Annotated in this window: 22 protein-coding genes; 1 reads left to right on the top strand and 21 read right to left on the bottom strand. The window is 60.5% G+C overall.

The genetic code is table 11. The features are described 5' to 3' along the window. Positions 1 to 228: 228 nt before the first annotated feature. From rbr to C2E25_RS13410, 11 genes are all read right to left on the bottom strand, one after another. A complete protein-coding gene (gene rbr / locus C2E25_RS13360) occupies positions 229 to 804 on the bottom strand; it encodes a rubrerythrin (protein ID WP_103116230.1) in 576 nt (191 codons plus the stop codon). A gap of 287 nt (positions 805 to 1,091) precedes the next feature. Next, positions 1,092 to 1,529: a Fur family transcriptional regulator gene (locus C2E25_RS13365; RefSeq protein WP_103116231.1), complete on the bottom strand. Its 438-nt coding sequence runs from the start codon at positions 1,527 to 1,529 to the stop codon at positions 1,092 to 1,094. A gap of 102 nt (positions 1,530 to 1,631) precedes the next feature. Beyond that, a complete protein-coding gene (locus C2E25_RS13370; RefSeq protein WP_103116232.1) occupies positions 1,632 to 3,293 on the bottom strand; it encodes an AMP-binding protein in 1,662 nt (553 codons plus the stop codon). Between the two features lie 18 nt (positions 3,294 to 3,311). Then, the gene (locus C2E25_RS13375) at positions 3,312 to 3,887 is read right to left on the bottom strand and encodes a cupin domain-containing protein (protein WP_103116233.1); all 576 of its coding nucleotides are present in this window, start codon (positions 3,885 to 3,887) and stop codon (positions 3,312 to 3,314) included. 186 nt (positions 3,888 to 4,073) lie between these two features. Next, positions 4,074 to 4,979 carry a thiamine pyrophosphate-dependent enzyme gene (locus tag C2E25_RS13380; protein WP_158247265.1) on the bottom strand — a complete coding sequence of 302 codons (906 nt, stop codon included), beginning with the start codon at positions 4,977 to 4,979 and terminating at the stop codon, positions 4,074 to 4,076. Then, a complete protein-coding gene (gene porA / locus C2E25_RS13385) occupies positions 4,976 to 6,139 on the bottom strand; it encodes a pyruvate ferredoxin oxidoreductase (RefSeq protein ID WP_158247266.1) in 1,164 nt (387 codons plus the stop codon). Before porA ends, C2E25_RS13380 begins: the two co-directional genes overlap by 4 nt. After that, positions 6,124 to 8,484: a 2-oxoacid:acceptor oxidoreductase family protein gene (locus C2E25_RS13390; RefSeq protein ID WP_103116236.1), complete on the bottom strand. Its 2,361-nt coding sequence runs from the start codon at positions 8,482 to 8,484 to the stop codon at positions 6,124 to 6,126. The genes porA and C2E25_RS13390 overlap by 16 nt, the downstream gene beginning before the upstream one ends. Positions 8,485 to 8,919: 435 nt before the next feature. Next, complete coding sequence (locus C2E25_RS13395; RefSeq protein ID WP_199177435.1) at positions 8,920 to 10,485, bottom strand: sigma 54-interacting transcriptional regulator; 1,566 nt, start codon at positions 10,483 to 10,485, stop codon at positions 8,920 to 8,922. A 1-nt stretch (position 10,486) separates the two neighbouring features. Then, on the bottom strand, positions 10,487 to 11,077 hold the full coding sequence (locus C2E25_RS13400; protein WP_103116237.1) for a helix-turn-helix domain-containing protein: 591 nt from the start codon (positions 11,075 to 11,077) through the stop codon (positions 10,487 to 10,489). Positions 11,078 to 11,140: 63 nt separating this feature from the next. Continuing rightward, complete coding sequence (locus tag C2E25_RS13405) at positions 11,141 to 12,013, bottom strand: aminotransferase class IV (protein ID WP_146032976.1); 873 nt, start codon at positions 12,011 to 12,013, stop codon at positions 11,141 to 11,143. Between the two features lie 92 nt (positions 12,014 to 12,105). Further along, positions 12,106 to 12,921, bottom strand: coding sequence for an enoyl-CoA hydratase-related protein (locus C2E25_RS13410; RefSeq protein ID WP_103116239.1), 816 nt, complete (start codon positions 12,919 to 12,921; stop codon positions 12,106 to 12,108). A gap of 115 nt (positions 12,922 to 13,036) precedes the next feature. On the opposite strand from C2E25_RS13410, the gene C2E25_RS13415 reads away from it, so the two are divergent. Further along, positions 13,037 to 13,741 (top strand): Bax inhibitor-1/YccA family protein, encoded by a 705-nt coding sequence (locus C2E25_RS13415; protein ID WP_103116240.1) that lies wholly within the window; start codon positions 13,037 to 13,039, stop codon positions 13,739 to 13,741. Between the two features lie 22 nt (positions 13,742 to 13,763). On the opposite strand, the gene C2E25_RS13420 is transcribed toward C2E25_RS13415, so the two are convergent. From C2E25_RS13420 to C2E25_RS13465, 10 genes are all read right to left on the bottom strand, one after another. After that, entirely contained in the window at positions 13,764 to 14,879 is a 1,116-nt protein-coding gene (locus tag C2E25_RS13420; protein ID WP_103116241.1) for a CaiB/BaiF CoA transferase family protein, read from the bottom strand. Between the two features lie 15 nt (positions 14,880 to 14,894). Continuing rightward, a complete protein-coding gene (locus tag C2E25_RS13425) occupies positions 14,895 to 15,452 on the bottom strand; it encodes a DUF6125 family protein (protein ID WP_103116242.1) in 558 nt (185 codons plus the stop codon). 224 nt (positions 15,453 to 15,676) lie between these two features. Continuing rightward, positions 15,677 to 16,912 carry a phenylacetate--CoA ligase family protein gene (locus tag C2E25_RS13430; protein WP_103116243.1) on the bottom strand — a complete coding sequence of 412 codons (1,236 nt, stop codon included), beginning with the start codon at positions 16,910 to 16,912 and terminating at the stop codon, positions 15,677 to 15,679. Between the two features lie 238 nt (positions 16,913 to 17,150). Continuing rightward, positions 17,151 to 17,987: an ABC transporter ATP-binding protein gene (locus C2E25_RS13435; RefSeq protein WP_103116244.1), complete on the bottom strand. Its 837-nt coding sequence runs from the start codon at positions 17,985 to 17,987 to the stop codon at positions 17,151 to 17,153. Positions 17,988 to 18,238: 251 nt separating this feature from the next. Continuing rightward, entirely contained in the window at positions 18,239 to 19,483 is a 1,245-nt protein-coding gene (locus tag C2E25_RS13440) for an ABC transporter substrate-binding protein (RefSeq protein WP_103116245.1), read from the bottom strand. 78 nt (positions 19,484 to 19,561) lie between these two features. Continuing rightward, positions 19,562 to 20,629 (bottom strand): branched-chain amino acid ABC transporter permease, encoded by a 1,068-nt coding sequence (locus tag C2E25_RS13445; RefSeq protein WP_103116246.1) that lies wholly within the window; start codon positions 20,627 to 20,629, stop codon positions 19,562 to 19,564. 3 nt (positions 20,630 to 20,632) lie between these two features. Next, a complete protein-coding gene (locus C2E25_RS13450; RefSeq protein WP_103116247.1) occupies positions 20,633 to 21,526 on the bottom strand; it encodes a branched-chain amino acid ABC transporter permease in 894 nt (297 codons plus the stop codon). A 157-nt stretch (positions 21,527 to 21,683) separates the two neighbouring features. Continuing rightward, entirely contained in the window at positions 21,684 to 23,636 is a 1,953-nt protein-coding gene (locus C2E25_RS13455) for a long-chain fatty acid--CoA ligase (protein ID WP_103116248.1), read from the bottom strand. After that, the gene (locus C2E25_RS13460) at positions 23,636 to 24,460 is read right to left on the bottom strand and encodes an ABC transporter ATP-binding protein (protein ID WP_103116249.1); all 825 of its coding nucleotides are present in this window, start codon (positions 24,458 to 24,460) and stop codon (positions 23,636 to 23,638) included. The genes C2E25_RS13455 and C2E25_RS13460 overlap by 1 nt, the downstream gene beginning before the upstream one ends. 291 nt (positions 24,461 to 24,751) lie before the next feature. Beyond that, entirely contained in the window at positions 24,752 to 26,524 is a 1,773-nt protein-coding gene (locus C2E25_RS13465; RefSeq protein WP_103116250.1) for a sigma-54 interaction domain-containing protein, read from the bottom strand. Positions 26,525 to 26,657 lie beyond the last annotated feature (133 nt).

Below are 26,657 nucleotides of genomic sequence, written 5' to 3' on the forward strand. Positions count from 1 at the left end.
ACAATACCCTGAATCAGTGAATCCCCGAAACAGCGGGTTGCCGTTTTACGGAAACCTGAAGCAGTGAGTTTCTGTTGGATGGATAGCACAAGGAACTCTCTGATTCAGGAGGAAAGAAACCGGGGCCGCCGAAAAGACTGTGGCGGACCGTTGCCGATCCGCCACCGCTTTCCCGTTCTGGCTCAGACCTGAATCGATGATGAATTCACTGATTCAGGCCAAGGACAGCTAGTAATTTTCCCCCAGCAGTTCGAAATGCGCCCGGGCATGGGCACAGGCCGGGCAGACATCGGGGGCCCCGGAACCCTCGTGCAGGTAACCGCAGTTGCGGCAACGCCAGACGGTCGTCTCTTCACGCTTGAAGACCCGGTCGTTTTCAACATTCGCCAGCAGAGCCAGGTAACGTTTCTCGTGCTGTTTTTCGGCGACCGCAATCGCCTGGAAAATATCGGCGATCTCAGCGAACCCTTCTTCCCGGGCGATCTCGGCGAATTCTGGATACATGACGGTATGCTCGTGGTTCTCGCCACCGGCGGCTTCTTTCAGGTTGTCGGTGGTGGAACCGATGACCCCCGCCGGAAAAGCGGCGGTTATCTCGACCTCGCCGCCTTCCAGCAGCTTGAACAACCGTTTGGCATGTTCCTTTTCCTGATCAGCCGTTTCAATAAAAATGTCGGCAATCTGCACGAAGCCTTCCCGCCTGGCCTGCGCGGCGAAATAAGTATAACGGTTGCGGGCCTGGCTTTCGCCGGCAAATGCGGTCAGAATGTTCTTTTCAGTACGGGTTCCCTTGAGTGATGCCATCTGTTCTTCTCCTTGCTGGTTGTGGGTAAGACGCGATAAAATTCTTTTCACGCTGGGTGTCGACTGCGGCTTCCGGGGTCGCCTGGGTTTCTCTTCGCCCCCCCCCCGCAAAACCGTTGCCTCTTTCTTATATCACCCATTAAGCACACGTCAATATCTATAGATAACCATTTTCCATGGCAGCCCCAAAAACATCTCCAAGAGACTGTCGGACTATTCAGGCTGATGCAATAATTTGGAGCGTTGAGACCCGTTTTTCGCTTCAGTCCGGCAAGCCAGACCGGCTGCTAGCTCCGCTGACAGGCGGGACAAACACCGAAAAACTGCAGCTGGTGCGACTCGATCCGATAGCCCGAGACCCGCTCGACTTCGGCAGCCATTTCACCCAGGAGGCTGGGATCGGAATCGACAATGGCCTTGCACCGGGTACAGATCAGGTGGGGATGGGGATGAGGCCTGTTGCCATCGTAACGGTTGCGGCCGTCGGCGAAACCTATCTCCAGAATTTCGCCGATCTCCTTGAGCAGAGTGACCGTTTTGTAGACCGTGGCCAGGCTGGTGGTCGGGAAATGAACCTTGACCTGTTCATGAACCTGCTCGATGCTCGGATGTTCTTCACTGTGCAGAAAGGTCTTGAGAATCGCAATCCTTTGCGGCGTGATACGACATTCACGTAGACGAAGCTTGGCGATGATGTCATCAAGACGTTCCTGCATGTTGGCCATGGTCGGGCTGTCTCCGGGGCAGGCAAAGGAAAATAAATCTCTATAAAGAATTGCAGACTCCCGAAAGGGAGTCAAGCCGCTCCCGGAAAACAGCCCCTGTCCTCAAGCCGTCTCGGCGGCCGGAGCGGCCTTGAGTCCGAGCTTCTCCACCGCCATCTCCCGCAGTTTGTATTTCTGCACCTTGCCACTGGCGGTCAGGGGAAATTCGCTGACGAAAAAGACGTAGCGCGGCTTCTTGTAGGAGGCGATCCGTTCACGGCAGAAATCCTGCACATCCTCCTCGCCGAGGTCGACATCCTGCTTGAGGATAATGAAGGCGCCGACAACTTCCCCGTATTTGCGATCCGGAATACCGACCACCTGCACATCGAGAATCCCCGGCATGGTGTAGAGGAATTCCTCGATCTCGCGCGGGTAGATATTCTCACCGCCGCGGATGATCATGTCCTTGATGCGGCCGGTGATGCGGTAATAACCGTTGTCATCCACCTCGGCCTGGTCACCGGTATGCAGCCAGCCGTCGGCATCGATGGCAGCGGCAGTCTGCTCCGGCATGTTGTAATACCCCTTCATGACGCTGTAACCACGGCAGCAGAGTTCACCCGGCTGTCCGGGAGCGCAGATCGCGCCGGTTTCCGGATCGACAATTTTCGCCTCGATATGCGGCAGCACGCTGCCGACCGAAGCGGTGCGGTAGGCGATACTGTCGTCGGTGCGGGTCTGGGTGATGACCGGCGAGGCCTCGGTGAGACCGTAGGCGATGGTGATCTCGCTGCAGTGCATCTTTTCCATCACCTGCTTCATGGTCTCGATCGGGCAGGGAGAGCCGGCCATGATGCCGGTACGCAGGGAGGAGAGATCAAACATCTCGAACATCGGGTGATCGAGTTCGGCGATGAACATGGTCGGCACTCCGTAAATCGCCGTACACTTCTCCTTCTGCACCGCCGCCAGGGCCATCAACGGGTCGAACACCTCCAGCGGTACCAGGGTGGTGCCGTGGGTGAGAGCCGCCATGACACCGAGCACACAACCGAAGCAGTGGAACAGAGGAACCGGCAGGCAGAGCCGGTCGGCGGGAGAGAAGTTCTGCCGTTCGCCGATGAAATGGCCGTTGTTGAGAATGTTGTAATGGCTGAGCATCACCCCCTTGGGAAAACCGGTGGTTCCGGAGGTGTACTGCATGTTGATGACATCGTGCGACGACAGGGATGCCCTGATCGCGTTGAGCTGCTCCGAATCGCCCTGGCTGCCGAGCTGCAGCAGTTCGCGGGTATTGTACATACCGCGATGCTTCTCCTGGCCGATGTAGATAACGCTTTTCAGCTGCGGGAAGCGGGCGCTCTGCAGATGTCCGCGCTGGCAGCTACGCAGTTCCGGAATCAACTGGTAGACGGTATCGAGATAATTATGATCCCGGAAGCTGTCGATGATCACCAGCGCCTTCATATCGGCCTGTTTGACCACGTACTCCAGCTCGAAGCTGCGGTAGAGGGTGTTGACGGTCACCAGCACCGCACCGATTTTGGCGGTGGCGAACATGAAGGTGATCCAGTCGGGAACGTTGCGCGCCCAGATGCCGACATGATCCCCCCTGCCGATGCCGATGGTCAGCAGCCCTTTTGCCAGGTCATCCACCCTGCGGTTGAAATCGCTGAAACTCCAGCGCAGGTCCCGGTCGGGATAGACCACGAAGTCGTGGTCGGGAAGCTCCCGAACCTGCTTTTCGAGATAATCCCCGATGGTCAGATCAGTCAAGGACATGGGTTCAACCTCCAGGGGTCAGAAGGGCGCGTAGACGACGGCCAGAATCCGGGCCGGTCCCGACAGGGCGTGGACGTCATGGGGAACGATGGAATCGTAATAGATGCTCTCCCCGGCTTCCAGCTTATAACGGGTCTGGCCGTAGCTGATCTCGATACAGCCGTCGAGGACATAAAGAAACTCCTCCCCCTCGTGGGACGAGAGGGGAGCGGCAGCACCCTCGCGCGGCTGGACATCAATCACAAACGGTTCCATGTGGCGGTCTTTTTTACCCGCCCCGAGAGCGTAGAAGTCGAGCGCGCTCTGTCGTGCCGACGGGTCCTTGCCCGAGAAGCGGATGACGTTGGCCGACTCCCCGTTCTTCACCAGTGCCGGACCATCGTGCGGCTCATCGTCGAGCAGGGTGCCGAGCCGGACTCCGAGGGCCCGGGCGATCGTCATCAACGGCGTCAGGGACGGAACCAGCTCTCCCGCCTCGATGCGGTTGAGAAGGTCGACATGACACTGGCTCTGTTCGGCCAGCTGTTCGATGGACAGCTCCCGCGTTTCACGCAAGCGGCGGAGCCGGTCACCAAGTTTATTGGCGGCATACATGGGTTAATCCTCCTTTAACATCAACGCCTTACAGGGTTGGAGACGATTGGAACGAGCCGCAGGTTAGCACATCTGCAGGGCGGGGCAAAGGGGACAGGGGATTGTGTCAAACAAGAAAAGCCCCCGGGCTCTGAACAAGCACCGGAGGCAGAGGATGAGGGAGTGCGATTTCTCCGGAGAGCAGTCTCAGTCCCCTGTCGGGGCGGAGCGCAGGGTTTCCCAATGCCGTCGGATGGCATCCCGTAACACCATCGCGGTCACGCCCGATTTGCGGAAACGACCCTGCATCGCCAGGTATTCCGCCAGTGCCAGGTCGGAGAAGTCAGGCTCGACATTGATCGTCATCTGCCGCCCGTCCCGGATCTCCAGAACCGGGAAAAGCCCGGAACGAACCGCCAGGCGGATCAGCTGGATCCCGTGAGAAGGTTCCGATTTCCAACCGGTGGGACAGGGGGAAAGGATGTGCAGGAAACGGAAGCCGCGCATCTCAAGCGCCAGCCGCAGCTTGCACAGGGTATCCTCGGGGTGAGCCAGGGAAACGCTCGCCGCGTAAGGAATGCGGTGCGCCGCCATGATCGCCAGGATCTCTTTCTTCACCTCCGGCTTGCCGGTCGGGGTACTGGTGGTCGCCGCCCCCAGCGGAGTGGCCGAGGAGCGCTGACCGCCGGTGTTGCCGTAGATTTCATTGTCGTAACAGATGTAGAGGATATCCTCGTTGCGCTCGGCGGCGGCCGAGAGCGCGCCCATGCCGATATCGTAGGTACCGCCGTCTCCGGCCCAGCAGATCACCCGGGTCTCTTCGCCGTTGAGGGCGGCGACCCGCGCCAGCCCGCCGGCGACTGCCGCGCTGCAGGCGAAGGTCGACATCACCACCGGAGCGCCGAAGGACGAAAAAGGATAATTGCCGACCGCGACCGCGCCGCAGCAGGCCGGGACCACCAGCTGCACCGGTTGTCCGGCAATGGCACGACTGAGCATCTGCAGCGCGATCGACATGCCGCAACCGCCGCAGTTGGTGTTACCGGGACGCAGCAGCGGCTTTTTCCGGTCATGTTCGGTTTGTGCCATACCGTTCAGCGCCGGTTCGTTCATACCCCAACCTCCATGATCATCGGTTCGCCGGCCGACTCCCGGCCGCGCAGGTCGTCGACCAGCTGCTCGATATGTTCGGGACGGACATCGCCGCCACCGAGGCCGAGCATATAGTTCTGTACCAGGGTTTCGGCACCGGCGCAGGTCCGGCATTCCCCCCAGAGTACGCCGCCGAATCCGGGGCTGATATCCCGGTCGAGAACCGCCACCCGGCGGGCACGCGCCAGCTTTTCCCGCAGCAGCCGCGCCGGAAACGGACGCAGCAGGCGGATGCGCAGGGAGCCGACCTTCACGCCCCGCTCCCGCAGGCGGTCAACACTCCGTTCAACGGTGCCGGCAAGGGTGCCCATCGACAGGATCAGCAGCTCGGCATCCTCATCGCGATACCCGACCAGCGGCCCTGGCAGCTCGCGCCCGAAGATTTCGGCGAACTCCCGCTGCAGTTCGGGATAGATGTTCAGGGCCTCGCCCATCGCCTGGTGATGCCGGCGACGCAGAACCTCGGTCTGCTGCGGCAGGATCACCGAGCCGAGGGCGTGCGGCTGGTCGGCAAGACGATGCGACACGGACAGGGGGGGGAGAAAGCGGTCGACCTGCTCCTGGGCGGGAATCAGCGTCTGCGCCATGGTATGGGAAAGGACGAAACCGTCCTGGCAGACCATCACCGGCAGCATCACTCGCGCATCTTCGCCAAGACGATAGGCAAAGAGAATGGTGTCGAGGACTTCCTGGTTGTCAGCACAGTAGAACTGCAGCCAGCCGGAATCGCGCAGCAGCAGGCTGTCGCCATGATCGGCCCAGATATTCCAGGGCGGCCCCAGGGTACGGTTGGCCACCATCATCACCATCGGCAGCCGCAACAGAGCGGCGGCCACGACATTCTCGGCCATGTAGGCGAGGCCGTTGGAGGAGGTGGCGGTGAAGGAACGGGCCCCGCCGGCGACACTGCCGATACAGACCGCCATGGCACTGTGCTCCCCTTCGACCCGCACCACCTGCCCCTTTTCGATCTCCTGAGCACAGAGCAGTTCCATACATTCAGTCGACGGAGTAATCGGGTAGACACCGCTGCAGAAACCGCGGCCTTTTCGATTGGCGCGCGCCGCCAGGGTCGCGGCATGGGCGGCGGCATGGTTGGCGCTGATCAGTTCGCTGCGCATGACTCCCCCTTCCCGTCCAGGGCGGCGGCACGCAGGGCATGCCGCGGACATTCGGCGGCACAGATACCGCACCCCTTGCACTGTTCCTCGTCGATGGCATACCGGGCACCATCCCGGCAGATAATCCCTTCCGGGCAATAAATCAGGCAGGTATCGCAACCGGTGCAGTGACCGCAGGAAAGACAGCGTTCAGCTTCGGAGGCATCAGGCAGACCCTGGTTGACCTCGCGACACTCCTGAAGCCGTCGTTCGACGGCCAGATGACGGTCAGCCGTCGGCGGGCGCGAAGCAAAATAGTCGAAACGGATCTCTTCGGCGGAAACGGCGGGAGACGAGGGCGGATCGATTTCCGACAGGGCTGCCGCCGGCCCTCCGGCCAACATGCGCAGCGCCGTGCGCCGGCCGTCACCGATGGCATGGGTCACGGTACCGGCGCCGGTCGAGAGGTCTCCGCAGGCATAGACCGGCAGCGGATCACCGGCCCGCTCAAAGCGGCCGTCACGAATCTGCCAATGGTCGGGCACCAGTTTCAAATCCGCCGATTGCCCGAGGCAGAGCAGCACATGGTCACAACGGATACGACTGCTGCGGTCGCTGACGATCGGACGGCAACGGCCATCGGCCTCGACCGGACCGAGATCAACCTCGGCCAATTCAACAGCTTCGACCCGGCCATCGCCGAGATAGGCGCGCGGCTGGCAGAAAAGCTGCAGTTCGACACCTTCTTCCAGTGCCTCCTCGACTTCACCGGCGATGGCCGGCATCTCTTCCCGCCCGCGACGGTAAACAAGAGAGACCCGCCGGGCACCGTTGCGCAGCGCGGTACGGGCGGCATCAATGGCCGAGTTGCCGCCACCGATCACCAGCACATGACCTTCGAGGCGGACATTCCCTCCCTGCTTCGCCCGCCGCAGGTAATCGAGCCCCTGCTCGACACCTTCAAGATCCTCACCGGGACAGGCGGCGGATCGCCGGCAGTCCAACCCGGTCGCCAGCAGCAGACCGTCATGATTTTCCAGCAGGCGTTCAAGAGCGAAGGTATCCAACGTGTAGCCCGGTTGCACCTCAACACCGAGCAAAAGAATGCGAACGATATCCCGATCGAGATCCTCCGGCGGCAACCGGTAGCCGGGGATACCGCTGCGCAGCAGTCCGCCCAGTTCTCGGTCGCGTTCGTAGATGGTCACCCAGTGACCTTCGAGAGCGAGAGTGTAAGCCGCGCTCAAACCCGCCGGACCGCTGCCGACCACGGCGAAGGATTTTCTCTGCCCCTGCTGTTTCGGCTGCAGCAGCAGATCCTGCTGGTGATCACCGATCCAACGTTCGAGACCACGGATATTGACCGCGCCGTCATAACCATCACGGTTGCAACGGCTCATACAGGGAGCGGGACAGACCCGGCCGCAGACCGACGGCAGCGGCTGGGTCTGCTGCAGGATGCGGGCGGCAGCTTCAACCCCGTCGTTTTTCAGCGCCTGGATGAAGCCGACCACGTCGTTGCCGGCCGGGCAACCGACATTGCAGGGCGCCGGGCGTTCCTCGTAAATGACTTTCTGGGTCCGCCAGGAACCGGTCTTGAGCGGCATCGGCAGATCGACAAACTGTTCGGTCAGCGGCGTGACGCGACCGCTCTGCCGCATGACAACCGGCTCGGCATGCTCCTTCCGGCAAAAGGTTTCGCGGATTTCAACCGTGCGGAAGGCTTCCTGCGCCGCGTCCAGGTCAGCCTCGAGCCCGAGGTCCCGGTAGGCCTGCTCCACGTCAACCATTTTCAGCCCGATGAAACGGGCATAGGCGCCGATCATGGTGGTATTGACGATGACCACCGAGCGGGTGCCGATCTTGTGCCTGCGAGCAATCGCCGTGGCATCGACGACTGCCACCCGGTACTCGGCAAAGAGGGGGTCAAGCCCCGTCAGTCCGCAACCACTGTTGAGCAGCACCAATCCGCCCGGGTCCAGGCCGTCGAGCAGCTCAGCATTGACCAGCCCGTCATCGAGAATCAGCAGTTGGTCCGGTCGGTAGACCTTGTTGCGGTTGCGCACCGGTTTCGCACTGACCCGGGTGTAGGCCCGCACCGGGGCACCGGAACGCTCGGAGGCATAATCACCGAAAGTCTGGACATAACGATTCTGTCCGGCGAACAGAGCGGCGATCAACTTGGCGCAGGTCACACCCCCCTGCCCGCCGCGACCGTGGACACGGATTTCAAGTTCTGCCGGAACGGCGGCAGCGGCCTGGCGGTCGGCAGGCCCTTCCCCGACAGCGGCCGGGGAGATATGGGACGGCGGAGAGATGTCGCGGGCAATGCGACTGATTGGCGATTGCGGACTGGATTGACCCATGGCTCTGATCCTTGGTGGTGGAATATGGCCGACACCGGGGCGGCCAATCCCTGTCAAGAGCAAGCGGCCTGCCAGAACCGGATGAATCTCCCGCAATTTTATAATTTTGTTCTATTTTCCTCCTGAATGAATGCAACCAATTGAATTCACGTAGATATATCTGGAGGAAAAACCCATTGAACCGGGCTTGAAGGCTGCCGGGGGAGGACGGAACCACACATCTTGATCGGCCCTGTGGAAACCGGGGATTCCAAAATTTGAGACGGAGAGAGTCAAACGGCTGAAAGCAGGGGCTGAAGAGAGATTGGAACCGATCGCTTCCGCTGGAAACTTTTAATTCCAGAAAAGCATGGGAATCGCGGGAGAATGCCCGAGGATTCCATAATCCCTATGGCTCTATGTCTCCTCCATGGCATCCTGCCGCCTTGTCGGGCGTCATCCCATCCCGTACTTTTTCAGCTTTTTCAGCAGCCCGGTATGTGACAGCCCCAGCATTTTCGCCGCCTGGCGTTTGCTCGGTGCCAGTTGCAACGCCTCGGCGATCACCCGTCGTTCCAGTTGTTCGACCTGCCCGGCCAGAGATGTGCCGCCGGCTGCTGCCGCGACACCATCCGGTCGGCTGATCTCAAAACTGAAACGAATACTCTCGGCATCGATCTCCTCGCGACCGCTGAGTATCGCCGCCCGTTCGATGACGTTACGCAATTCGCGCACGTTGCCCGGCCAGTGATGACTCCTGAGCTTGGCCAGCGCCCCCGCGGTCAACTGCCGGGCACGCAGACCGAGACGAGCATTGACCTGGAAGAGAAAATGCCCGGCGAGCAGCGGGATGTCCTCAAGACGTTCGCGCAGAGGCGGGATATGCAGTGGAAAAAGGTTGACCCGGTAGTAGAGGTCTTCACGAAAACGGCCTTGCCTGACCAGCTGTTCGAGGTCACGGTTGGTGGCGGTGACCACCCGGGCGTTGACGGTAATCTCCTCGTTGCTGCCGATGCGTCGCAGCTTGCCGTCCTGGATCACCCTCAGCATTTTCGCCTGCAGGGCCGCCGGCATTTCGGCGATCTCATCGAGAAAGATGGTACCACTTTTCGCCGTCTCGAACAGTCCCGCGCGACCCTCCTTTTTTGCCCCCGAGAAAGCTCCGCCGACATAACCGAACAGTTCACTCTCCAGCAGGTTCTCCGGCAGGGCGGCGCAGTTGACCGGGACAAACGGACCACGGCAGCCGCTGGCCACATGAATGGCGCTGGCAAACAGCTCCTTGCCGGTGCCGCTCTCACCGCGAATCGAGACGATGCCGTCAGTCGGCGCGACCTTCTCGGCGAAGGCGATCGCCTGCCGCAACGCTGGACTCTGGCCGACCATGTCATCAAAGGTCACCTGCGGTTCACCGGCCACCGCGCTGGCGACCTCGTGCAGACCCTTGATATCCCGCAGGACTTCGACCGCTCCGACGATGCGTCCTTTCGAGTCGCGAATCACCTGGCTGCTGGCCAAAAACCGGGCGCGGCGATTGCCGTGGGAAATGCTGCGCTTGACGTTGTGATAGGTCCGGCCGTCAAGACAGGAGAGCAGACTGGTGTCGGGAAAATCGAGATCCCGCAAGTTGCGGCCGACCAGCTCCCGGTCGGTGAGCCCGAGCATGCCGCGGGCCACCCGGTTGATGGTGGTCAGCTCTCCTTCCTCGTTGATCGACAGGATACCGTCGCTGACACTGTCGAGGACCACCTTGAAACGTTTTTCCCGTCGTTCCTGCGGCATGGTACGGATCGAAACGACACTGAGAATATTGGGAATGGCCTCAAGGGAGGAGAGAATCGCCTCCTGGAGAGGCGATTGCGGACCGGTTTCGAGATCAAGATAGACGAAAGTCGCGCCGTCACGCTTCTCGACTTCCATGGCGAGAATGTTCAGGTCCTTGTCGGCCAGGACAACCGCGATCTGCGCCATCGCCCCGACCCGGTCGATGACCTGGAATTTCAGTTTTATATTGGCCGCCATGCTAGAAAATCAGCATCTCCTCGCGCGCATAGATCACCGCGAACAGGGTCGCCGGCCGGTCGCCATGGCAGGAAACGACATGCGGCAAGGTGGAATCATAGTAGATCGAATCGCCGGGATTGAGAATATCGGTGTGGCCGGAGAGGTTGACCTCGACCTGTCCTTCGAGAACGAACAGAATCTCCTCGCCAACATGCCGGTTCGGTTCCGGCTTGAAGCTCTCGTCGGGGGTGAGGGTTACCAGAAACGGTTCCATGTGACGGTTCTGTTTCTTGTAGCCGAGGGACTGGTAACTGTATCCGGCACTGGACCCGCCGCTGGAATCGAAACGGGTCACCATTTTACGGTCGTCACTACGGACAATGCAGAAGGGGGAATCGCCACTGTCACCGAACAGATCCCCGACGGAGACCTTGAGGACATTGGCCAGGCTGACGATATGCCCCAGGGGAGGTGTGACAGAACCCTCTTCAATCGCGTTCAGGGTGGTTTCCGGAAGATCGGTTTTCGCGGCGACATCGGCCATCGACATCCCCTGCCTGGTTCGCAGTTTCCTGATTTTCTCACCGATAGCGCCTTGTTGCTCAGACATCGTTTGCCTCCTTGTGCAATGTTCCTGAGACCGTGAAGCACGGCCAGGGTTCAGGATTCCGGTTCAGGATGATACCGCCGTCTTGTCCATATCCAGATGAAGCACTTCCCGCAGGCGCCGGGCGATGGGACCGACCCGACCCTGGTTGATCATGAAGTCATCGACCTTGACCACCGGCATCACCTCCAGCGAGGTGGAGGTGATGAAGACCTCGTCGGAAAATTTCAGGTCCTGCAGCCGGTATTCGCCGCGGATCACCCGCAGGTCAAGCTCTTCCTCGCACAGCCGGATGATGGTCGAGCGGGTCACTCCGGCGAGCAGCCCGGTCGCGACCGAGGGGGTAAAAACCCAGCGGTCCCGGGTCCAGAAAATGTTCGACGCCGCACCTTCGCAGATCTGCTCCCGGTTGTTGAGCATGACCACTTCAAAAGCGCCGGCGGCCCGGGCCTCCAGCTTGCCGAGCAGGCTGTTGAGATTGCTGATCGACTTGATCTTCGGATTGATCGCCTCCGGAGCGTTGCGACGGGTTTCGGCGACCCGCAGGACAATCCCGTCCCGGTAATGCGCTTCGTCGAACCCCTTGAACTCACGGGCGATGATCAGGCAGGTCAGATCCCCCGTCAATGCCCGCTGGAAACCGACCTGCCCCGGCCCGCGGGTGATGGTGATCCGGTAGTAGGCGTCGGTCAGCCGGTTGCGTCGGCGCAGTTCAAGCAGAATCTCTTCAAGCTGCGGGCGGCTGTAGGGGAGCTCATAACCCAGGGCTTCCGCGGACTGCTTGAGCCGCTGGTAATAGAGGGGGAACTGGTAGAGATGCGCCCCGATGGAACGGAAACTCTCGTAGATGCCGTCGCCGTAGAGAAATCCCTGGTCAAAAACCGAGATTTTCGCTCTGTCGCTGTCGACAAACTGTCCGTTCAGGAATACCTGGCCCATGAGCCCCTCGCGAAAACGATAACTGGCGTGGATATCAAGTTCATTCCCGGGCGGGTCCGGAAAAATTCGTCGAAAATCATGGACAACCCGCCTCAATGCCCGCCGAACTCAGGCGGACGCTTTTCCAGAAAGGCATTGACCGCCTCGATGTGATCATCGGTCTGATGAGCCATGGCCTGGAACGTCGCGCAGAGATCGAGAAATTCCGGCAGAGCCATCGTCTGGCCGAGTTTCAGCAGCCGCTTGCTCAGCCGCAGCGCCTGCGGCGGCTGGGCGGCTATGCGGGCCGCCACCTCCCTGGCTCGCGGCAGCAGTTCCTGCTCATCGACCAGCTCAAGCAGCAGCCCCAGTTCCCGGGCCTCCTCCGCCTTGATCAGCCGGCCGCTGAAAATCAGCTCGGCGGCCCGCTGGGCACCGACGATCCGCGGCAGGAACCAGGCGCCGCCGTCGCCGGGGACGATGCCGAGATTGAGAAAGGTCTCGCCGAGCAGGGATTTCGGCGTGCCGATACGCAGGTCGCACATGCAGGCGAGATCCATACCGGCCCCGATGGCCGGCCCGTTGACCGCGGCGATGAGGGGAATCTCCGCTTTCTGCATCGCCAGCGGCAGCTGCTGAATACCACGCCGGTATTGATCCTGGATCTGCAGGGCCGAGCCGGAAAAGATCCCCTCGCGGTCGCGCATCTGCTTGATGTTGCCGCCGGCGGAGAAGGCCGACCCGGCACCGGTCAGAATCAGGACCGAAACCTCGGGGGTACGGTTGGCCCAGTCAAGGGTGGTCACGATATCCGTCACCAGGTCGGTGCCGGTCAGGGCATTGCGGACATCGTCGCGGGTGAAAGTCAATTCGGCGACGCGATCCCGCAGGGTCAGTCGCGCATCACTCAATTGCGGCAGTTCAATCATCGGTCCATTCTCCGGGTCGAAAATTCGACGAATCCCAGCTTAGCAGAGTTGTTGCCCGGAGCCAAATGGGCTATGGTAATTGTGGAGTTTACCCGTAGCCCATGGAGAATGAACAATGCTGAATCAGAAACCGACCACCATCACCGCAACCCCGGCCGTCAGCTCCACCACCAGCTTTCTGCCCTCGGTCTACGCCTGGATGACCGCCGGTCTGGCCCTGACCGCCCTGGCGGCCATGGTGACCCTGTCCAGCCAGGAACTGCTGAAGCTGATTTTCGGCAACAGAATGGTTTTTTATACCCTGATCTTCGGTGAACTGGGCCTGGTCATCGCCCTCTCCGCCGCCATCAACCGGATCAGTTCAACAACGGCCACCCTGATGTTCCTGTTCTACTCGGCCCTCAGCGGGGTGACCTTCGCCTCGATTTTTCTGGTCTACACCAGCAGTTCCATCGCCAGCACCTTCTTCATCGCCTCCGGCACCTTCGCCGCCATGAGCATCTATGGCTACACCACTCGCCGCGACCTGACCGGCTGGGGGAGTTTCTTCTTCATGGGGCTGATCGGAGTTCTCATCGCCTCGGTGGTCAACATCTTCCTGCAGAGCACGATGATCTACTGGCTGGTCAGCTACATCGGCGTCTTCGTCTTCGTCGGCCTCACCGCCTACGACACCCAGAAGATCAAGCAGATCGGCGAGGCCGGTTTCGCCAACGAAGAGGGGCGCAAAAAGGCCGCCATCATCGGCGCGTTGCGGCTCTATCTCGACTTCATCAACCTGTTTTTGATGTTGCTGCGCATTCTCGGCAACCGCCGGTAAACAATCTCTTCCGCACCCCCCCTCATTCCTTCCACATCGCCAGCGCCTCGGCCGCCGTCACCTTGCTTAAGGGCTGGCGCGGTTGCGGTGGCCGGCCGTCGACCCAGGCGGGAAAGAGGGCCTCGGTGCGCCGCTCCCGCGGATAGATCTGCACCAGGCCCCGCTGCCGGACATGGGGATGGTCGGGGACCTCGTGCTGTTCCAGAACCGGCTCGAAGCAGCAATCGACCTTGACGAACAGCGACCGCCAATGCGCCAGCGTCTCGCCGGCGAACAGGGCGGCGACCTCGCCGATCAGCTCGGTCTGCGGCAACGGCTGCCGCTGACGCCCAATCCAGTCCGGTCGCTCGACCGTCTCGCAGAAACGACGCCAGAACTTTTCCTCGATCGCCCCCAGGGCGACAAACCTGTCATCCGCAGTACGGTAGATCTGGTAGCAGGCCGCCCCGCCGGTCAGCAGATCCCGACCGCGTCCGAAGGTCTCGCCGGGACGGCCGGCGGCGGTCAGACCGAAGGACTGCCAGGAGAGAGCCATCTCGAACAGGCTGACATCGATGAACGCCCCACGACCGGTCCGACCGCGACGCAGCAGAGCGGCGAGAATGGTGGTGGCCGCCTGCTTGCCGGCGGCGTAATCACAGATCGGCGGAAAGGGAATGACTGGCGTCTGCGCGGTGCCGGTCAGGCTGAGCATGCCGCTCATGGCGAGATAGGTCAGGTCGTGCCCGGCGCGCTCGCGACAGGGGCCGCTCTGACCGAAGCCTGAAAGGGCGCAATGGACCAGGGAGGAGTTGAGCTGCTCAAGGCGCTCACGCCCGAAGCCGAGGCGCTCCAGCACGCCCGGCCGGTAGGATTCCAGCAGCACGTCGGCCACCCGCACCAGTTCGGCCAGGGACTCCCGCCCCACCGGCGTCTTGAGATCAAGCTCGGCCACCGCCTTACCGGCATTGACCTGCTTGTAGAAGGGAGAAACCCCGTCACCGTCGGCCAGGATAAAAGACCGCATCGGGTCACCGGCCGGCGGCTCGACCTTCAGCACCTCGGCGCCGAGATCTCCGAGCAACTGGGTGGCGAAAGGACCGGGCAGGTACTGGCTGAGGTCGAGAACCCGGATCCCGGTGAGACAATCAGAAAGCATCAGGCCGCCGCGAGCTCAGTCTTCAAGAGAGAACTCCCAGGCGCACCAGAACTCTTCCGGGTGGGCATCGGGCGGACAGGAGAGGCAGCGGGTCTGGATCCGCGGATCGATGGTGCGGGCGAACTCGCTGTACTCGACGATTCCCACCGACTTGCAGGGGAAGTCATCCAGCCCCCGGCGCTTGCGCGCCGACTGCACCCGGCAGTCGACCATGCGGAACACCGCGCGGCTGTCACTGACCTCGATCGCCTGCTGCAGGTTGAGCCGCGCGTAGAGACGATGTTTGAGGCATTCAAGCAGCGCCGGGATGCCGCCGCCCGGCTCGATCCCGAGCCGCGCCATGATCCGTTTGGCCTCGATGACGGTGAACTTCTCCCAGGCGGCCCGGTCGGCCTCGATCGCCACCTCCATGCCGTGGGTTTTCTCGATCGCCTGGAACCAGAGCCCGTCATGGGCCAGCCAGTTCTTGGCGTCGTCGATAATGATGGCGATCAGTTCCTCTTTGCTGAGCCGCTTGAGCAACTGGATGCCCTCATCGAAAGGTTCAATGGCGGTTTCGGTCTGGATGGACATGGGATCTCCTTTGGCAGAAAAGAAAAGCATTGGGCCGCCAAGACGCCAAGGACTCCAAGAAGGTCAAAACCTGCTTTACTGCAGAGACGGAGAGGAGCAGAGATCGGAGAGAAACCTGTTGGGGTTTATAAAACTCAAGCCAGAATTGGCTGAACTTTGCGTTCGCTCCCGCTCCGCGGCTCTCCGTTGAAAAGGTTTTCTTGGTGTCCTGTTCACAAACATTCCTATTCAATCTCCCGCTGATCGTCAATCACCTTGCCGTCGTTGGGCAGGCTGCCGGGGGCGACGAATTCGACCTCGCCGCGCAGCTTGGTCAGCTCGCGGATCGAGTCGCGCAGGGCGGACGCCAATCCATCCGCGGCAACGGCGGATTCAGCCCGTAGCAGCATGTGGTCCTGGTCGTCCTGTCGGGTCACCACCAGCCGCCCGCGGCCGAGTTCCGGGTGGCGCTTGAGGATGGCGTCGACCTGCTGCGGATGCACGAACATGCCACGCACCTTGGTGGTCTGGTCGGCCCGCCCCAGCCAGCCCTTGATGCGCAGATTGGTGCGGCCGCAGGGGCTGGCTCCCGGCAGGATGGCGGAAAGATCGCCGGTGGCGAAACGGATCAGCGGATAATCGGGATTGAGGCTGGTCACCACCACCTCGCCGACCTCCCCTGCCGGTACCGGGTCACCGCTGCCGGGGCGGACGATCTCGAGAACAATTCCCTCGTCGACGATCATCCCTTCCAGCGCCTCAGACTCGTAGGCGATCAGGCCGAGATCGGCGGTGGCGTAGCACTGGCGGACGCTGATGCCGCGCTGCGCCATCCCCTCACGCAGGCTCGGCGGCAGGTACTCACCGGAAACCAGCGCCGTCTCCAGGCACGACAGGTCGCTGCCGAGATCTGCAGCCTTGTCGAGAATCAGCTTCAGAAAGGACGGCGTACCAACATAGCCGCGCGGCCGGATGTGGCCCATCACCTGCACCTGCAGCTCGGTCTGGCCGACCCCGGCCGGCACCGTAGCACAGCCGAGCGCCCGGGCGCCGGATTCGAACATCATCCCGGCCGGAGTGAAGTGGTAGGAGAAACAGTTGTGAATGATGTCGCCGGAACGGAACCCGGCGGCATACAGGGCGCGGGCAAAGCGCCAGAAATCGGGACGGGTCGAGCCGGGCTCGAAGATCGGCCCCGGGGAAGCGAAGATCTGGCACAACTCCGGCGGCTTAACCCCGGTCAGCCCGCCGAAGACCGGCTGTCCCTGCTGACGCTCGATCAGCTCCGTCTTGCGCAGCAACGGCAGCTTCGCCAGCGCCGCGCGGTCGGTCACCTGCTGGCCGTCGACGCCCCGCAGCGTCTCGGCGAAGGCCGGGGCACTGCTTTTGGCGTGGTCGATCTGATCGGCCAGGCAGGCGAACAGGTCGGCTTCGCGCTGTTCGGGGGTGCGGGTTTCGAGGTTGTCGTAGTAGTCGGACATGAGGGTCTCCATTGAAAAAATTCTTCAGGCCGCCCGCTCGCTCTGCTCGCTCAAGACGCCAGAAAAATCTATTTTAACGCAGAGGCACCGAGATGAAGAGACGCTGAGAAAAGCAAACTCTATTTACAAAACCCTTAAAATGATTTGTTTTTTCTCCCACCTCTGCTCCTCTCCGTCTCTGCGTTAAGAAGCCTTTGCCCCTCTTGGCGCCCTTGGCGTCCTGGCGGCAATCCGGCTTTTACATCCACCGTTTTCTTCGTTTATACGACTTCAGATTCTTGAACGACTTGCGCTCCGACTCGCCGCCGGCGAGGTAGAACTCCTTCATATCCTCATTGTTGAGCAGCTCTTCGCCGGTACCGTCGAGAACGATCTTGCCCGATTCCATGACATAGCCGTAATTGGCGCTGTGCAGGGCCATGTTGGCGTTCTGCTCGACCAGCAGCATGGTGATGCCCTGCTCTTTGTTGATATTGCGGATGATGCCGAACACCTCCTTGACCAGCAGCGGCGACAGGCCCATGGAAGGTTCGTCGAGCAGGATCATTTCCGGCCGCGCCATGATCGCCCGGCCGATGGCCAGCATCTGCTGCTCGCCGCCGGAGAGATAGCCGGCCATGCCGGTCCGCTCCTTGAGCCGCGGGAAGTAATGAAAAACCTTTTCAATGTCGTCTTTGACCCCCTTGTCGCGCCGGGTGTAGGCACCAAGGCGCAGGTTCTCGATGACGGTCATGTCCTCGATGATGCGCCGCCCTTCCATGACCTGGAAGATCCCCTTGCGGACGATCTCGTCGGGGGAGCTGTTGGCAATGCTCTCGCCCTTGAACTCGATCGTGCCGCGGGTCACTTCGCCGTCCTCGGTCTTCAGCAACCCGGAAATCGCCTTCAGAGTGGTCGACTTGCCGGCGCCGTTCGGCCCGAGCAGGGTCACCAGCTCACCTTTCGGCACGTCGAGACTGATGCCGCGCAGCACCAGGATAACCTCGTCGTAGACCACCTCGATATTGTTGACCGAGAGAACGATCTCCTTCTCAACCGGTTTTTCGTCGCTTTTGACAGCAGCTGCTTCGGACATGGGGTTCTCCTTGGCAAGACAGAATGCAGGAGTCAGGAGTCAGCAGGGAGAACCTTCTGACCCCTCACTTCCAAATTCTGCCCGGCGGGGGCAAAGCCCCCGCCGAACATAACCTCTAGTAGAACGGTTTCAGAAACGAGCAATTTTGCGCAAGGTCAAGGAAGCCGAGCATCTGCGCGGAGGCGTAGCAGCGCTACGCCGCACAAGCAGACGCACAGGCTGACGCAGAGATTGCGTAAAAGAGCCGTTTCCTACCAGCCCAGCCATTCCGGCCGGCGCGGCACCTCAACGGTCGCCAGCTTGGTCATCTTGAAATCGCCACCGTTGTACTTGCTGGTGTAGACATTGACCAGGTTCATGCCGCGATGATCCTCGGCGGTCCAGGTCGAGGGGGAGCAGACCCCTTCAAGACCGGCCGGTACGAAGTTCTTCATCGATTCGAAGCCCTTCTTGATGTTCTCGCCGGTGATGGCACCCATGGCATCGGCCTTGAGCATCGCTTCCTTCATCAGGAAGGTGCCGCAGACGCCGCGGATGTAGTGCAGCATGCGCGGTTTCTTGCCGCTCGGGTCGGACATCTTGGAGACTTCGCGGAGGGTCTTCATGCCAGGCGCGTCGTCTTCCCAGGTCGCGGCGCCGACCACCCAGGCGATGCCGTCGCCGGCGGCACCGGTAGCCTTGATGGAGTTCTCGTCCCAGCCCCAGATATTGGTCAGGAACTGGGTCTTGACACCGACGGTGCTGCAGGACTTGAGCAGCGAGATGTTGGAACTGGAGGTGTTGGCGAGATAGGCGTAATCGGCCCCGGAGTCCTTCAGCGACAGGCACTGGGCCTTGGCGTCGGCCGGCTTCAGAGAATAAACGATGGAGGGCTCGACCTCAAAACCGAGTTCTTTGGCGTAGGCAGCGCAGGCGGCCTTGGGGGCGTTCGGATAGGGATGATTGTCGCCCATGTGGATGAACTTCGGCTTGCCCGATTTGCCTTTCGCCTTCCAGTCATCGGCCGCCCACTGCACCAGACCGCGGCAGGCGTCGGAGTAGGAGGGGCCGTAAAAGAAGTTGTAGGGGGCGGCCGATTTGCTCTTCGGACCCTTGCCGGTCGGGTCGGTCAGGTGACCGGAGTAGGAGGCGGAAATGTAGGTGACCTTGTCCTTGGCGATGAACTTGACCAGCGCCTCGGTGTCAGCGGTGCCCCAGCCCTGGATGGCGACCGGCTTCAGCGATGACATCCACTTCTTGTAAGTCGCCACCGCGCGCGGCGCGTTGTAGGAATAATCGACAGTTTTGTACTTGATCTGCTTGCCGTTGATGCCGCCATGCTTGTTGATATAGGCGAGGGCGTCGTCAATCCCGTTGCCGAAGGGGATGCCGACCCCCGACGTCGGCCCGGTGTAGGCCGCGAGATGGCCGACCGGAATGGTGTCGGCGGCCAGGGTGCTGCCGGCGAACGCCAGTGAAGCAACCAGTAAACTGCCCAGAATGATCGATTTGCGCATTGTCTTCCTCCCTTGAAGTGAACAGCTGGCCCGCAATGCGGGACGGTTAGGTGGAACGGTCGTGCACAGGCTCCCGATTCAATATGAGAAGGGATAGAGCTTCCAGTAGGCCTTGATCATTTTCCAGCGATGAGCCAGGCCGTCCGGTTCGAAAATCAGAAAAAGAATGATCGCCAGGCCGATCGACATCTCCTTGATGTAGGCCAGCGCCTGCATCAGTCCCGACGAACCGTGGCCGAACAGTCCGACGCCGCCTTCCATCAGTTCCGGCAGCAGCACCATGAAGGCGGTTCCCATCAGGGTGCCCTGCACCGAGCCCATGCCGCCGATGATGATCATGCCGAGGAACTGGATCGACAGCAGCAGGGTGAACCCCTCGGCCGAAACGAAACCGAGATAATGACCGAACAGGGCGCCGCCGACCCCGGCGTAAAAGGAGGAGATGCCGAAGGAGAGGATGCGGTACTTGGTCAGGTTGATGCCCATGATCTCGGCGGAAAGGTAATGATCGCGCACGGCAATAAAGGCCCGGCCGTCACGGGTGCGCAGCAGGTTGGTACCGAACAGGAACATCAGCACGACATAGAACAGCACCACGTACCAGTAACGCTGGTCATTGTTGAACTCGAAACCGAAAATCGTGAACGGGTTCGCCATCGCCCCGTAGGCGCCGCCGGTGAACCAGTCGGCGCGGGAGAAGAAATCCTCCAGAATGTACTGCGAGGCCAGGGTCGCGATCGCCAGGTAGAGTCCCTTGATGCGACCGGCCGGGATGCCGACGATCAGGCCGACCGCCATGGTCATCGCTCCGGCCAGCGGGATGCAGAAGAAGACCGGCAACCCGGTGGCGTTGTTCAACCAGGCCGAGGCGAAGGCGCCGAAACCAAAGAAGGCGGCGTGACCGAGGGAAATCTGACCGGTGAAACCGACGACAATATTGAGCCCCAGAGCGGCGATGCCGTAATAACCGATCTGGATGCCGAGATTGAGGAAATAGGAATTCAGAAAAGTCGGTGCCAGCAGCAGAAAAATGACCGCCGCGATCGCCGTGCGACGCGCCAGCGGCGTCGGAAAGATGGTCGTATCCTGAATATAGGTGGAGCGGAACTCTCCACAATTCATACGTGCGTGGGCAGATGAAGACATGAATCAGATCCTCTCGATATCCTTGGTGCCGAACAGGCCGTAGGGCTTGATCATCAGGATCACCACCAGGGCGTAGAAGGGGGCGATGGTGTACATGTTGCCGAGATGCAGCCACTGGCTGTCGACGAATTCCGCCAGGTTTTCCAGCACACCGATAATCAGGCCGCCGACGATCGCACCGACGATCGAGTCGAGCCCGCCGAGAATAACCACCGGAAAAACCTTGATGCCGAAGAAGGAGAGCGCCGAAGAGACGCCGTTAACCATGCCGACCACCACTCCCGCCATGGCCGAAACCAGTGCCGAAATCGCCCAGGCGGCGGCGAATACCTTCTTCACCGAGATGCCGAGGCTCTGGGCCACCTGCTGATCGAAGGCGGTGGCGCGCATCGCCAGGCCGAGCCGGGAATACTTGAAGAAATAGTAGAAGCCGATCATGATCACCACCGAAATGACCAGGCTCATGATGTAGGCGGTCTGAATCTGCAAACCGAGCAGGTTGATCGACTCGGTCTCGAAAACCCGCGGGAAGGGCTTGGCGTAGACGCCGAAAATCCAGCCCATCAGCGACTGGAAGAACATCGACAGGCCGATGGTGACCATGATCACCGAGATGATCGGCTCGCCGATCAACGGTCTTAAAACCACCATCTGCAGCACAATGCCGAAGATCACCATGAAGGCGAGGGTGATCGGAAAACCGAGCCAGAAGGGAAGATGGAACTTGACCAGCAGCGCCCAGCAGGTCCAGGCGCCGATCAGCAGGAACTCGCCCTGGGCGAAGTTGACCACCTGGGTCGACTTGTAGATCAGCACAAAACACATCGCCACCACCCCGTAAAGGGTGCCGACAATCAGGCCGTTGACGATCAGCTGGGTAAGCAGTTCAAAATTCATGCTGTCTCCTTTGACATCCTTACGCCCTTAAACCTTTCTTAACGCAGAGTCGCAGAGAGGGAGAGCTCGTAGAGAAAAGCCGGTTACACTTTTGACTTTTTCAAAATCAAGCAGTCCCTCTCCGCCTCTGCCTCTCTTGCGCCTCAGCGTTAAAAACTTACACCGCCGTCCGCATCTTGCCGCCGTCACCCTTACCCGACGCATCCGGGAGCAGGTCGACCACCCGGACATCGGTCCGCACCCGGGACCTGTTGCCGTCCTGAAAGGTGATGACGGTGTCGATGTGAACGATCTCCTGATCTGAATAGATGGTGTCGATGATCTCGGCGTATTTCTCCTTGATCACACCGCGACGCACCTTGCGGGTCCGGGTCAGTTCGCCGTCATCGGCGTCGAGCTGCTTGTAGAGCAGCAGGAACTTGCGAATTCGCTGCGCCTCGGGCAGAGTCGCGTTGACCTGTTCGATCTCTTTCTGCACCATGTCGTAGACTTGCGGCTGGGCGGAGAGATTGATGTAGTTGGTGAAGGCGATCCCGCGCTGCTCGGCCCATTTGGCGACAATCTCGTAGCGGATGCAGATGATCGCCGCCAGATAGGGCCGACCGTCGCCCTGGATCACCGCCTCGGCGATGAAGGGAGAGAACTTCAGCTTGTTCTCGATGAACTGCGGCGAAAAGCGTGATCCGGTCGAAGTCTCCGCCAGGTCGGAGATTCGGTCGATAACCACCAGGTGACCGTTCTCCTTCTTGAAGTAGCCGGCGTCACCGGTATGCATCCAGCCGTCCTCAAGGGTTTCCGCCGTGGCCTCGTCATTCTTGTAGTAACCGAGGAACATACCGCGGGTTTTCGAGACCACTTCGCCGACACCGTTGGCATCGGGGTTGTCGATACGCACATCGGAAGTGTCGAAAGGAATGCCGACGCTGTCGAAATCGACATCGTCCGCCCGGTGGATGGTATAGGCACCACCCATTTCAGTCTGACCGTAGAGCTGCCGCAACGGCACCCCCATGGCGAGGAAGAATTTGAAGGTATCCGGTCCCAGTGCCGCGCCGCCGGTGGCCGCGGAGCGCAGGTTGGAGAAGCCGAGGCGGTCCTTGAGCGCCCGGAACAGCAGCCAGTAGGCCAGTTTCGACTGTCCCCTCCCCTCGGCGGCCGCCTTTTCGGCAAGCTTCATGCCGTAGTTGAACATCTTCTGCTTGAAGCGGGTAGCATCCATCATCTTCGCCTTGACATCGGCGGCGACCGTCTCCCAGACCCGCGGTGCCAGCAGCACGAAGTTGGGGCCGATTTCCCGCAGGTCGGCCATCATCGTCTCCGGCTCTTCGACGAAATTGACAATCTGGCGACTGATCAACGCCTGGGCGACGGCGTAGACCTGCTCCATGATCCACGGTAGCGGCAGCACCGAAACATAGTTGTCGGTCGAGAATTTCGGGTCGTTATGCAGGTAGTCGAGGCAGTGTTCGAGCATCGGCCCGCACTGCAGCATGGCCAGCTTGGGATTGGAGGTGGTCCCCGAAGTCGGGCAGAGGATGGCGACATCCTCCGGCCGGCCGGCAGCAACCAGCTGTTCGTAGAGCTGCGGCTGCTGCGCGTCAAGTTCCTCGCCGAGTTTCATCAGGTCGGTATGGCTGAGCAGCCGCGGGTCGTCGTACTTGCGCATGCCGCGCGGGTCGCAATAGATGATGTGCTTGACGCAGGGGCATTGCTCGGTGATCTCCAGCACCTTGTCGACCTGCTCTTCATCCTCGGCGATGATAATCTTCGCCCCGGCATAGTTGATCAGGTAGGCGCACTCTTCGTTCATCGAATCCTGGTAGATGCCGAAGATCATTGCCCGCAGAGCATGCGAAGCGATCTCCCCGGCAACCCATTCCGGCCGATTGTCGCCGATGATACCGACCGAATCGCCATGTCCGATGCCCAGCTTGTGCATGCCGAGGGCGAAACGCCTGACCAGTGAATTGTAGTCGTCCCAGCTGTAGGCGTTCCAGATACCGAACTCCTTTTCCCGCATGGCGATCTCGTCCGGCCAGTTGGCGGCGTTGTAGGCCAGCAGCTTGGGAAAAGTGTCGTAGACCTTGATATCGGCGTATTCGGCTTTCATCAGGCCACCTCCCCGGTCCGGGCCGCATCATCCACCGCCGGCTCGTCATCATCCTCACCGAGGTAGGCCTTCTTCACCTGCGGATTGGCAAGCACCTCATCGGGCAGACCGGCGGCGATCTTCTTACCGAAATCGAGCACCATCACCCGGTGGGAAATATCCATCACCACCCCCATGTCATGCTCGATCATCACCACCGTCATTCCCCACTCTTCATTGAGGTCGATGATGTAGCGCGCCATGTCTTCCTTTTCCTCCAGGTTCATCCCGGCCATCGGCTCGTCGAGCAGAATCAGATCGGGACGCAGAGCGACGGCGCGGGCCAGCTCGACCCGCTTGCGCAGCCCGTAGGAAAGGGTGCCGGCAATCGATTTGCGAATGTGGGCGATTTCAAGAAAATCGATGATGTCCTCGACCTCGGCACGGTGGCGCAACTCCTCTTTGCGGGCCCCGAACAACCAGTAGACGGAACCGGTGAGAAAATTGTTTTTCAGCAGGTGATGACGTCCGACCATGATGTTGTCCAACACGGTCATGTGGGCGAAGAGGGCGAGATTCTGGAAGGTACGACCGATGCCCAGCGTACAGCGATCGTTGGGCCGCAGACCGATCAGCTCCTTTTCCCTGAAGCGGATCGAACCCTTGTTCGGCTGGTAGCGACCGGAGATACAATTCAGCATCGAGGTCTTGCCGGCGCCATTGGGGCCGATGATAGAGAAGATTTCTCCCCGATTGACACTGCAGCTGACATCGGTCAGGGCGTGAACCCCGCCGAAAGACAGCGAAATGTCGCTGACATTGAGCAGAGGGGGCGTTTCAGTCATGCAGATTCCTCCTCGAACAGGATAACGACCGGCGTCACGGCAATCTTCCACTCGGACGCCGCTCGCAATTCTTGATCAGACCCATCTGCAAACCGGATACCAAACAATGTTTGCTCCGGATTATAATTTTAATAAATTGTTTAACTCTTTGTATTTAAATGATTTATTCCAAAGATACAGCTGACTCCGTGGACCCGCCACGGAAAATAGCGATGTCGTTTTTGTTAACAGTGTTATGGCTTCTTTACAAGCCGTCACAGACTTCCGAAGCACGCCGGAACCGACGAAAAACTACTGCAGATTGTATTTGTGCAGTTTCTTGTAAAGTCCTGGACGGGAGATGCCGAGGACATTGGCCGCATTCAGCTTGTTGCCGCCGACCCGTTCGAGGGATGCCTGGATCAACTGACGTTCCATCTCATCCATGATTTCCTGCAGGGTTTTCTGCCCGATACTCGCCAGCAGGCCCTCCTGCCGGTCCCCGTCCAGGCACGGCAGAACAAGGCCGCCGGTCGCCCGCCTGATATGCAGCGGCAGATCGGCCGCGCGAATCGTGGACCCGGCCACCATATTGAACGCGCTTTCGATGGCATTGCGCAACTCACGGATATTCCCCGGGAAATCATAATTGCGCAGCAGTTGCCAGGCTTCTTCGTCGAGCCCCTGAACCGCCATCTCAAACTCGGCGTTGAAACCGTCGATCAGATGTTTGGTGATGAAATAGATATCGTCACGCCGTTCCCTGAGCGGGGGGATTTCCAGGGCGATGACATTGAGCCGGTAGTAAAGATCGGTACGAAAACTGCCGTCCCGCACCTTCTCTTCCAGGTTGACATTGGTTGCCGCGACAACCCGCATATCGATACTCCGGGTGGCGGTGCTGCCGAGCGGGGTCACTTCCCTTTCCTGCAGCACCCGCAGCAGCTTGGCCTGCATCACCAGCGGCATGTCACTGATCTCATCGAGAAAGATGGTACCGCCATCGGCCTGCTCGAATTTGCCGACCTGACCACCCTTGCGCGCCCCGGTAAAAGCCCCCTCGGCATAGCCGAACAGTTCCGATTCCAGCAGGTGATCCGGGATGGCGGCGCAGTTGACCCGCACGAAGGGAGCGTAGCGACGCTTGCTGGCGGCGTGGATGGCGTGGGCACAGAGTTCCTTGCCGGTCCCGCTTTCCCCCATCAGCAGGACATTGGAAGGACGCTGGGCGATGCGCAGCAGCTTCTCCTTGAGATCCTTCATCGCCTTGCTGTGGCCGATGATGCTGTTGCAGTCGTACTTGAACTCCTGCCCGCGACCACGGCGACCCTTCTTCGGCTTTTCAGGAAGCTTGATGTAGGCCTGAAACTTTTCCGCCAGACGTGAGATTTCACGCACATCACTGAACAGCACCTTGCCCCAGGCGCCGACCATCTTGCCCTCCCTGAAGAGCGGATAACGACTGACCACGGCATGACGGCCATTGAGCAGATGCGGTTCGGCCTCTTCCGCCTGGCCGGTATCCATCACCACCGGCAGCCGCGACGGGTTTGAATTGGGATAGGCGCTGCGGACGTTCTTGCCGAGCATCTCACCGGCACAGATCCCCAGCACATCGGCAAACGGCTGGTTGATCATGGTGATGATACCCTCGGTGTTGACCAGGATCAGGCTCTCCCGGGCCAGGTCGGACCCGGCGTCCATGGAGCAGAGCAGGTCAGGCACTTCCAGACAGGGGACGTCGAGCTGCTCGGCGCGCATCAGGGTGAACAATCCCCCCGAAGCGTGCGGATCGCGGCCGAGCGGAGCGTAGTCGCAGAAATGCTTGACGCCGTCGATCCAGATCGGTTGTCCGGTAAAACTGACTCCCTGGACGATAAAGGAATGGAGAAAACCGAGCCTGACCACCTGACCGAGCCGCCGGCCGATAATCTCTTCCGGCCGCTTGCCGATCAAAGCGAAACATTCCTCGTTGGAAGTGGCGATACACTGCCGCTGGTCAAGAACCACCAGCCAGCTTTCGGTCGACAGATCACGATCACCGAGATCGAAACCCGCATCCCTGACCTGTTGAGCAAATCCCATCACATTCCCCCGATCCGCTGTCCTGTTCCACCGGGAGACTCGGCATCCTGGCCCCCTGGCGGAACTTTATCAAAGGTGACTAAACCACTATGCACTGAAAGTGCATAGGTTTCTCGGGGACTGAAAGTCCCCT

Source organism: Geothermobacter hydrogeniphilus, from assembly GCF_002898515.1.
In the GTDB taxonomy this organism is placed as follows: domain Bacteria; phylum Desulfobacterota; class Desulfuromonadia; order Desulfuromonadales; family Geothermobacteraceae; genus Geothermobacter_A.

Coding starts and splice junctions, on each gene's coding strand:
- C2E25_RS13450 (WP_103116247.1), bottom strand. CDS start 21,526: ATGAATTTTGAACTGCTTACCCAGCTGATCGTCAACGGCCTGATTGTC.
- C2E25_RS13415 (WP_103116240.1), top strand. CDS start 13,037: ATGCTGAATCAGAAACCGACCACCATCACCGCAACCCCGGCCGTCAGC.
- C2E25_RS13460 (WP_103116249.1), bottom strand. CDS start 24,460: ATGACTGAAACGCCCCCTCTGCTCAATGTCAGCGACATTTCGCTGTCT.
- C2E25_RS13405 (WP_146032976.1), bottom strand. CDS start 12,013: ATGGGCCAGGTATTCCTGAACGGACAGTTTGTCGACAGCGACAGAGCG.
- C2E25_RS13435 (WP_103116244.1), bottom strand. CDS start 17,987: ATGTCCGAAGCAGCTGCTGTCAAAAGCGACGAAAAACCGGTTGAGAAG.
- porA (WP_158247266.1), bottom strand. CDS start 6,139: ATGCGCAGCGAACTGATCAGCGCCAACCATGCCGCCGCCCATGCCGCG.
- C2E25_RS13430 (WP_103116243.1), bottom strand. CDS start 16,912: ATGTCCGACTACTACGACAACCTCGAAACCCGCACCCCCGAACAGCGC.
- C2E25_RS13375 (WP_103116233.1), bottom strand. CDS start 3,887: ATGTATGCCGCCAATAAACTTGGTGACCGGCTCCGCCGCTTGCGTGAA.
- C2E25_RS13395 (WP_199177435.1), bottom strand. CDS start 10,485: ATGGCGGCCAATATAAAACTGAAATTCCAGGTCATCGACCGGGTCGGG.
- C2E25_RS13365 (WP_103116231.1), bottom strand. CDS start 1,529: ATGGCCAACATGCAGGAACGTCTTGATGACATCATCGCCAAGCTTCGT.
- C2E25_RS13380 (WP_158247265.1), bottom strand. CDS start 4,979: ATGAACGAACCGGCGCTGAACGGTATGGCACAAACCGAACATGACCGG.
- C2E25_RS13445 (WP_103116246.1), bottom strand. CDS start 20,629: ATGTCTTCATCTGCCCACGCACGTATGAATTGTGGAGAGTTCCGCTCC.
- C2E25_RS13370 (WP_103116232.1), bottom strand. CDS start 3,293: ATGTCCTTGACTGATCTGACCATCGGGGATTATCTCGAAAAGCAGGTT.
- C2E25_RS13410 (WP_103116239.1), bottom strand. CDS start 12,921: ATGATTGAACTGCCGCAATTGAGTGATGCGCGACTGACCCTGCGGGAT.
- rbr (WP_103116230.1), bottom strand. CDS start 804: ATGGCATCACTCAAGGGAACCCGTACTGAAAAGAACATTCTGACCGCA.
- C2E25_RS13455 (WP_103116248.1), bottom strand. CDS start 23,636: ATGAAAGCCGAATACGCCGATATCAAGGTCTACGACACTTTTCCCAAG.
- C2E25_RS13425 (WP_103116242.1), bottom strand. CDS start 15,452: ATGTCCATCCAGACCGAAACCGCCATTGAACCTTTCGATGAGGGCATC.
- C2E25_RS13465 (WP_103116250.1), bottom strand. CDS start 26,524: ATGGGATTTGCTCAACAGGTCAGGGATGCGGGTTTCGATCTCGGTGAT.
- C2E25_RS13390 (WP_103116236.1), bottom strand. CDS start 8,484: ATGGGTCAATCCAGTCCGCAATCGCCAATCAGTCGCATTGCCCGCGAC.
- C2E25_RS13400 (WP_103116237.1), bottom strand. CDS start 11,077: ATGTCTGAGCAACAAGGCGCTATCGGTGAGAAAATCAGGAAACTGCGA.
- C2E25_RS13440 (WP_103116245.1), bottom strand. CDS start 19,483: ATGCGCAAATCGATCATTCTGGGCAGTTTACTGGTTGCTTCACTGGCG.
- C2E25_RS13420 (WP_103116241.1), bottom strand. CDS start 14,879: ATGCTTTCTGATTGTCTCACCGGGATCCGGGTTCTCGACCTCAGCCAG.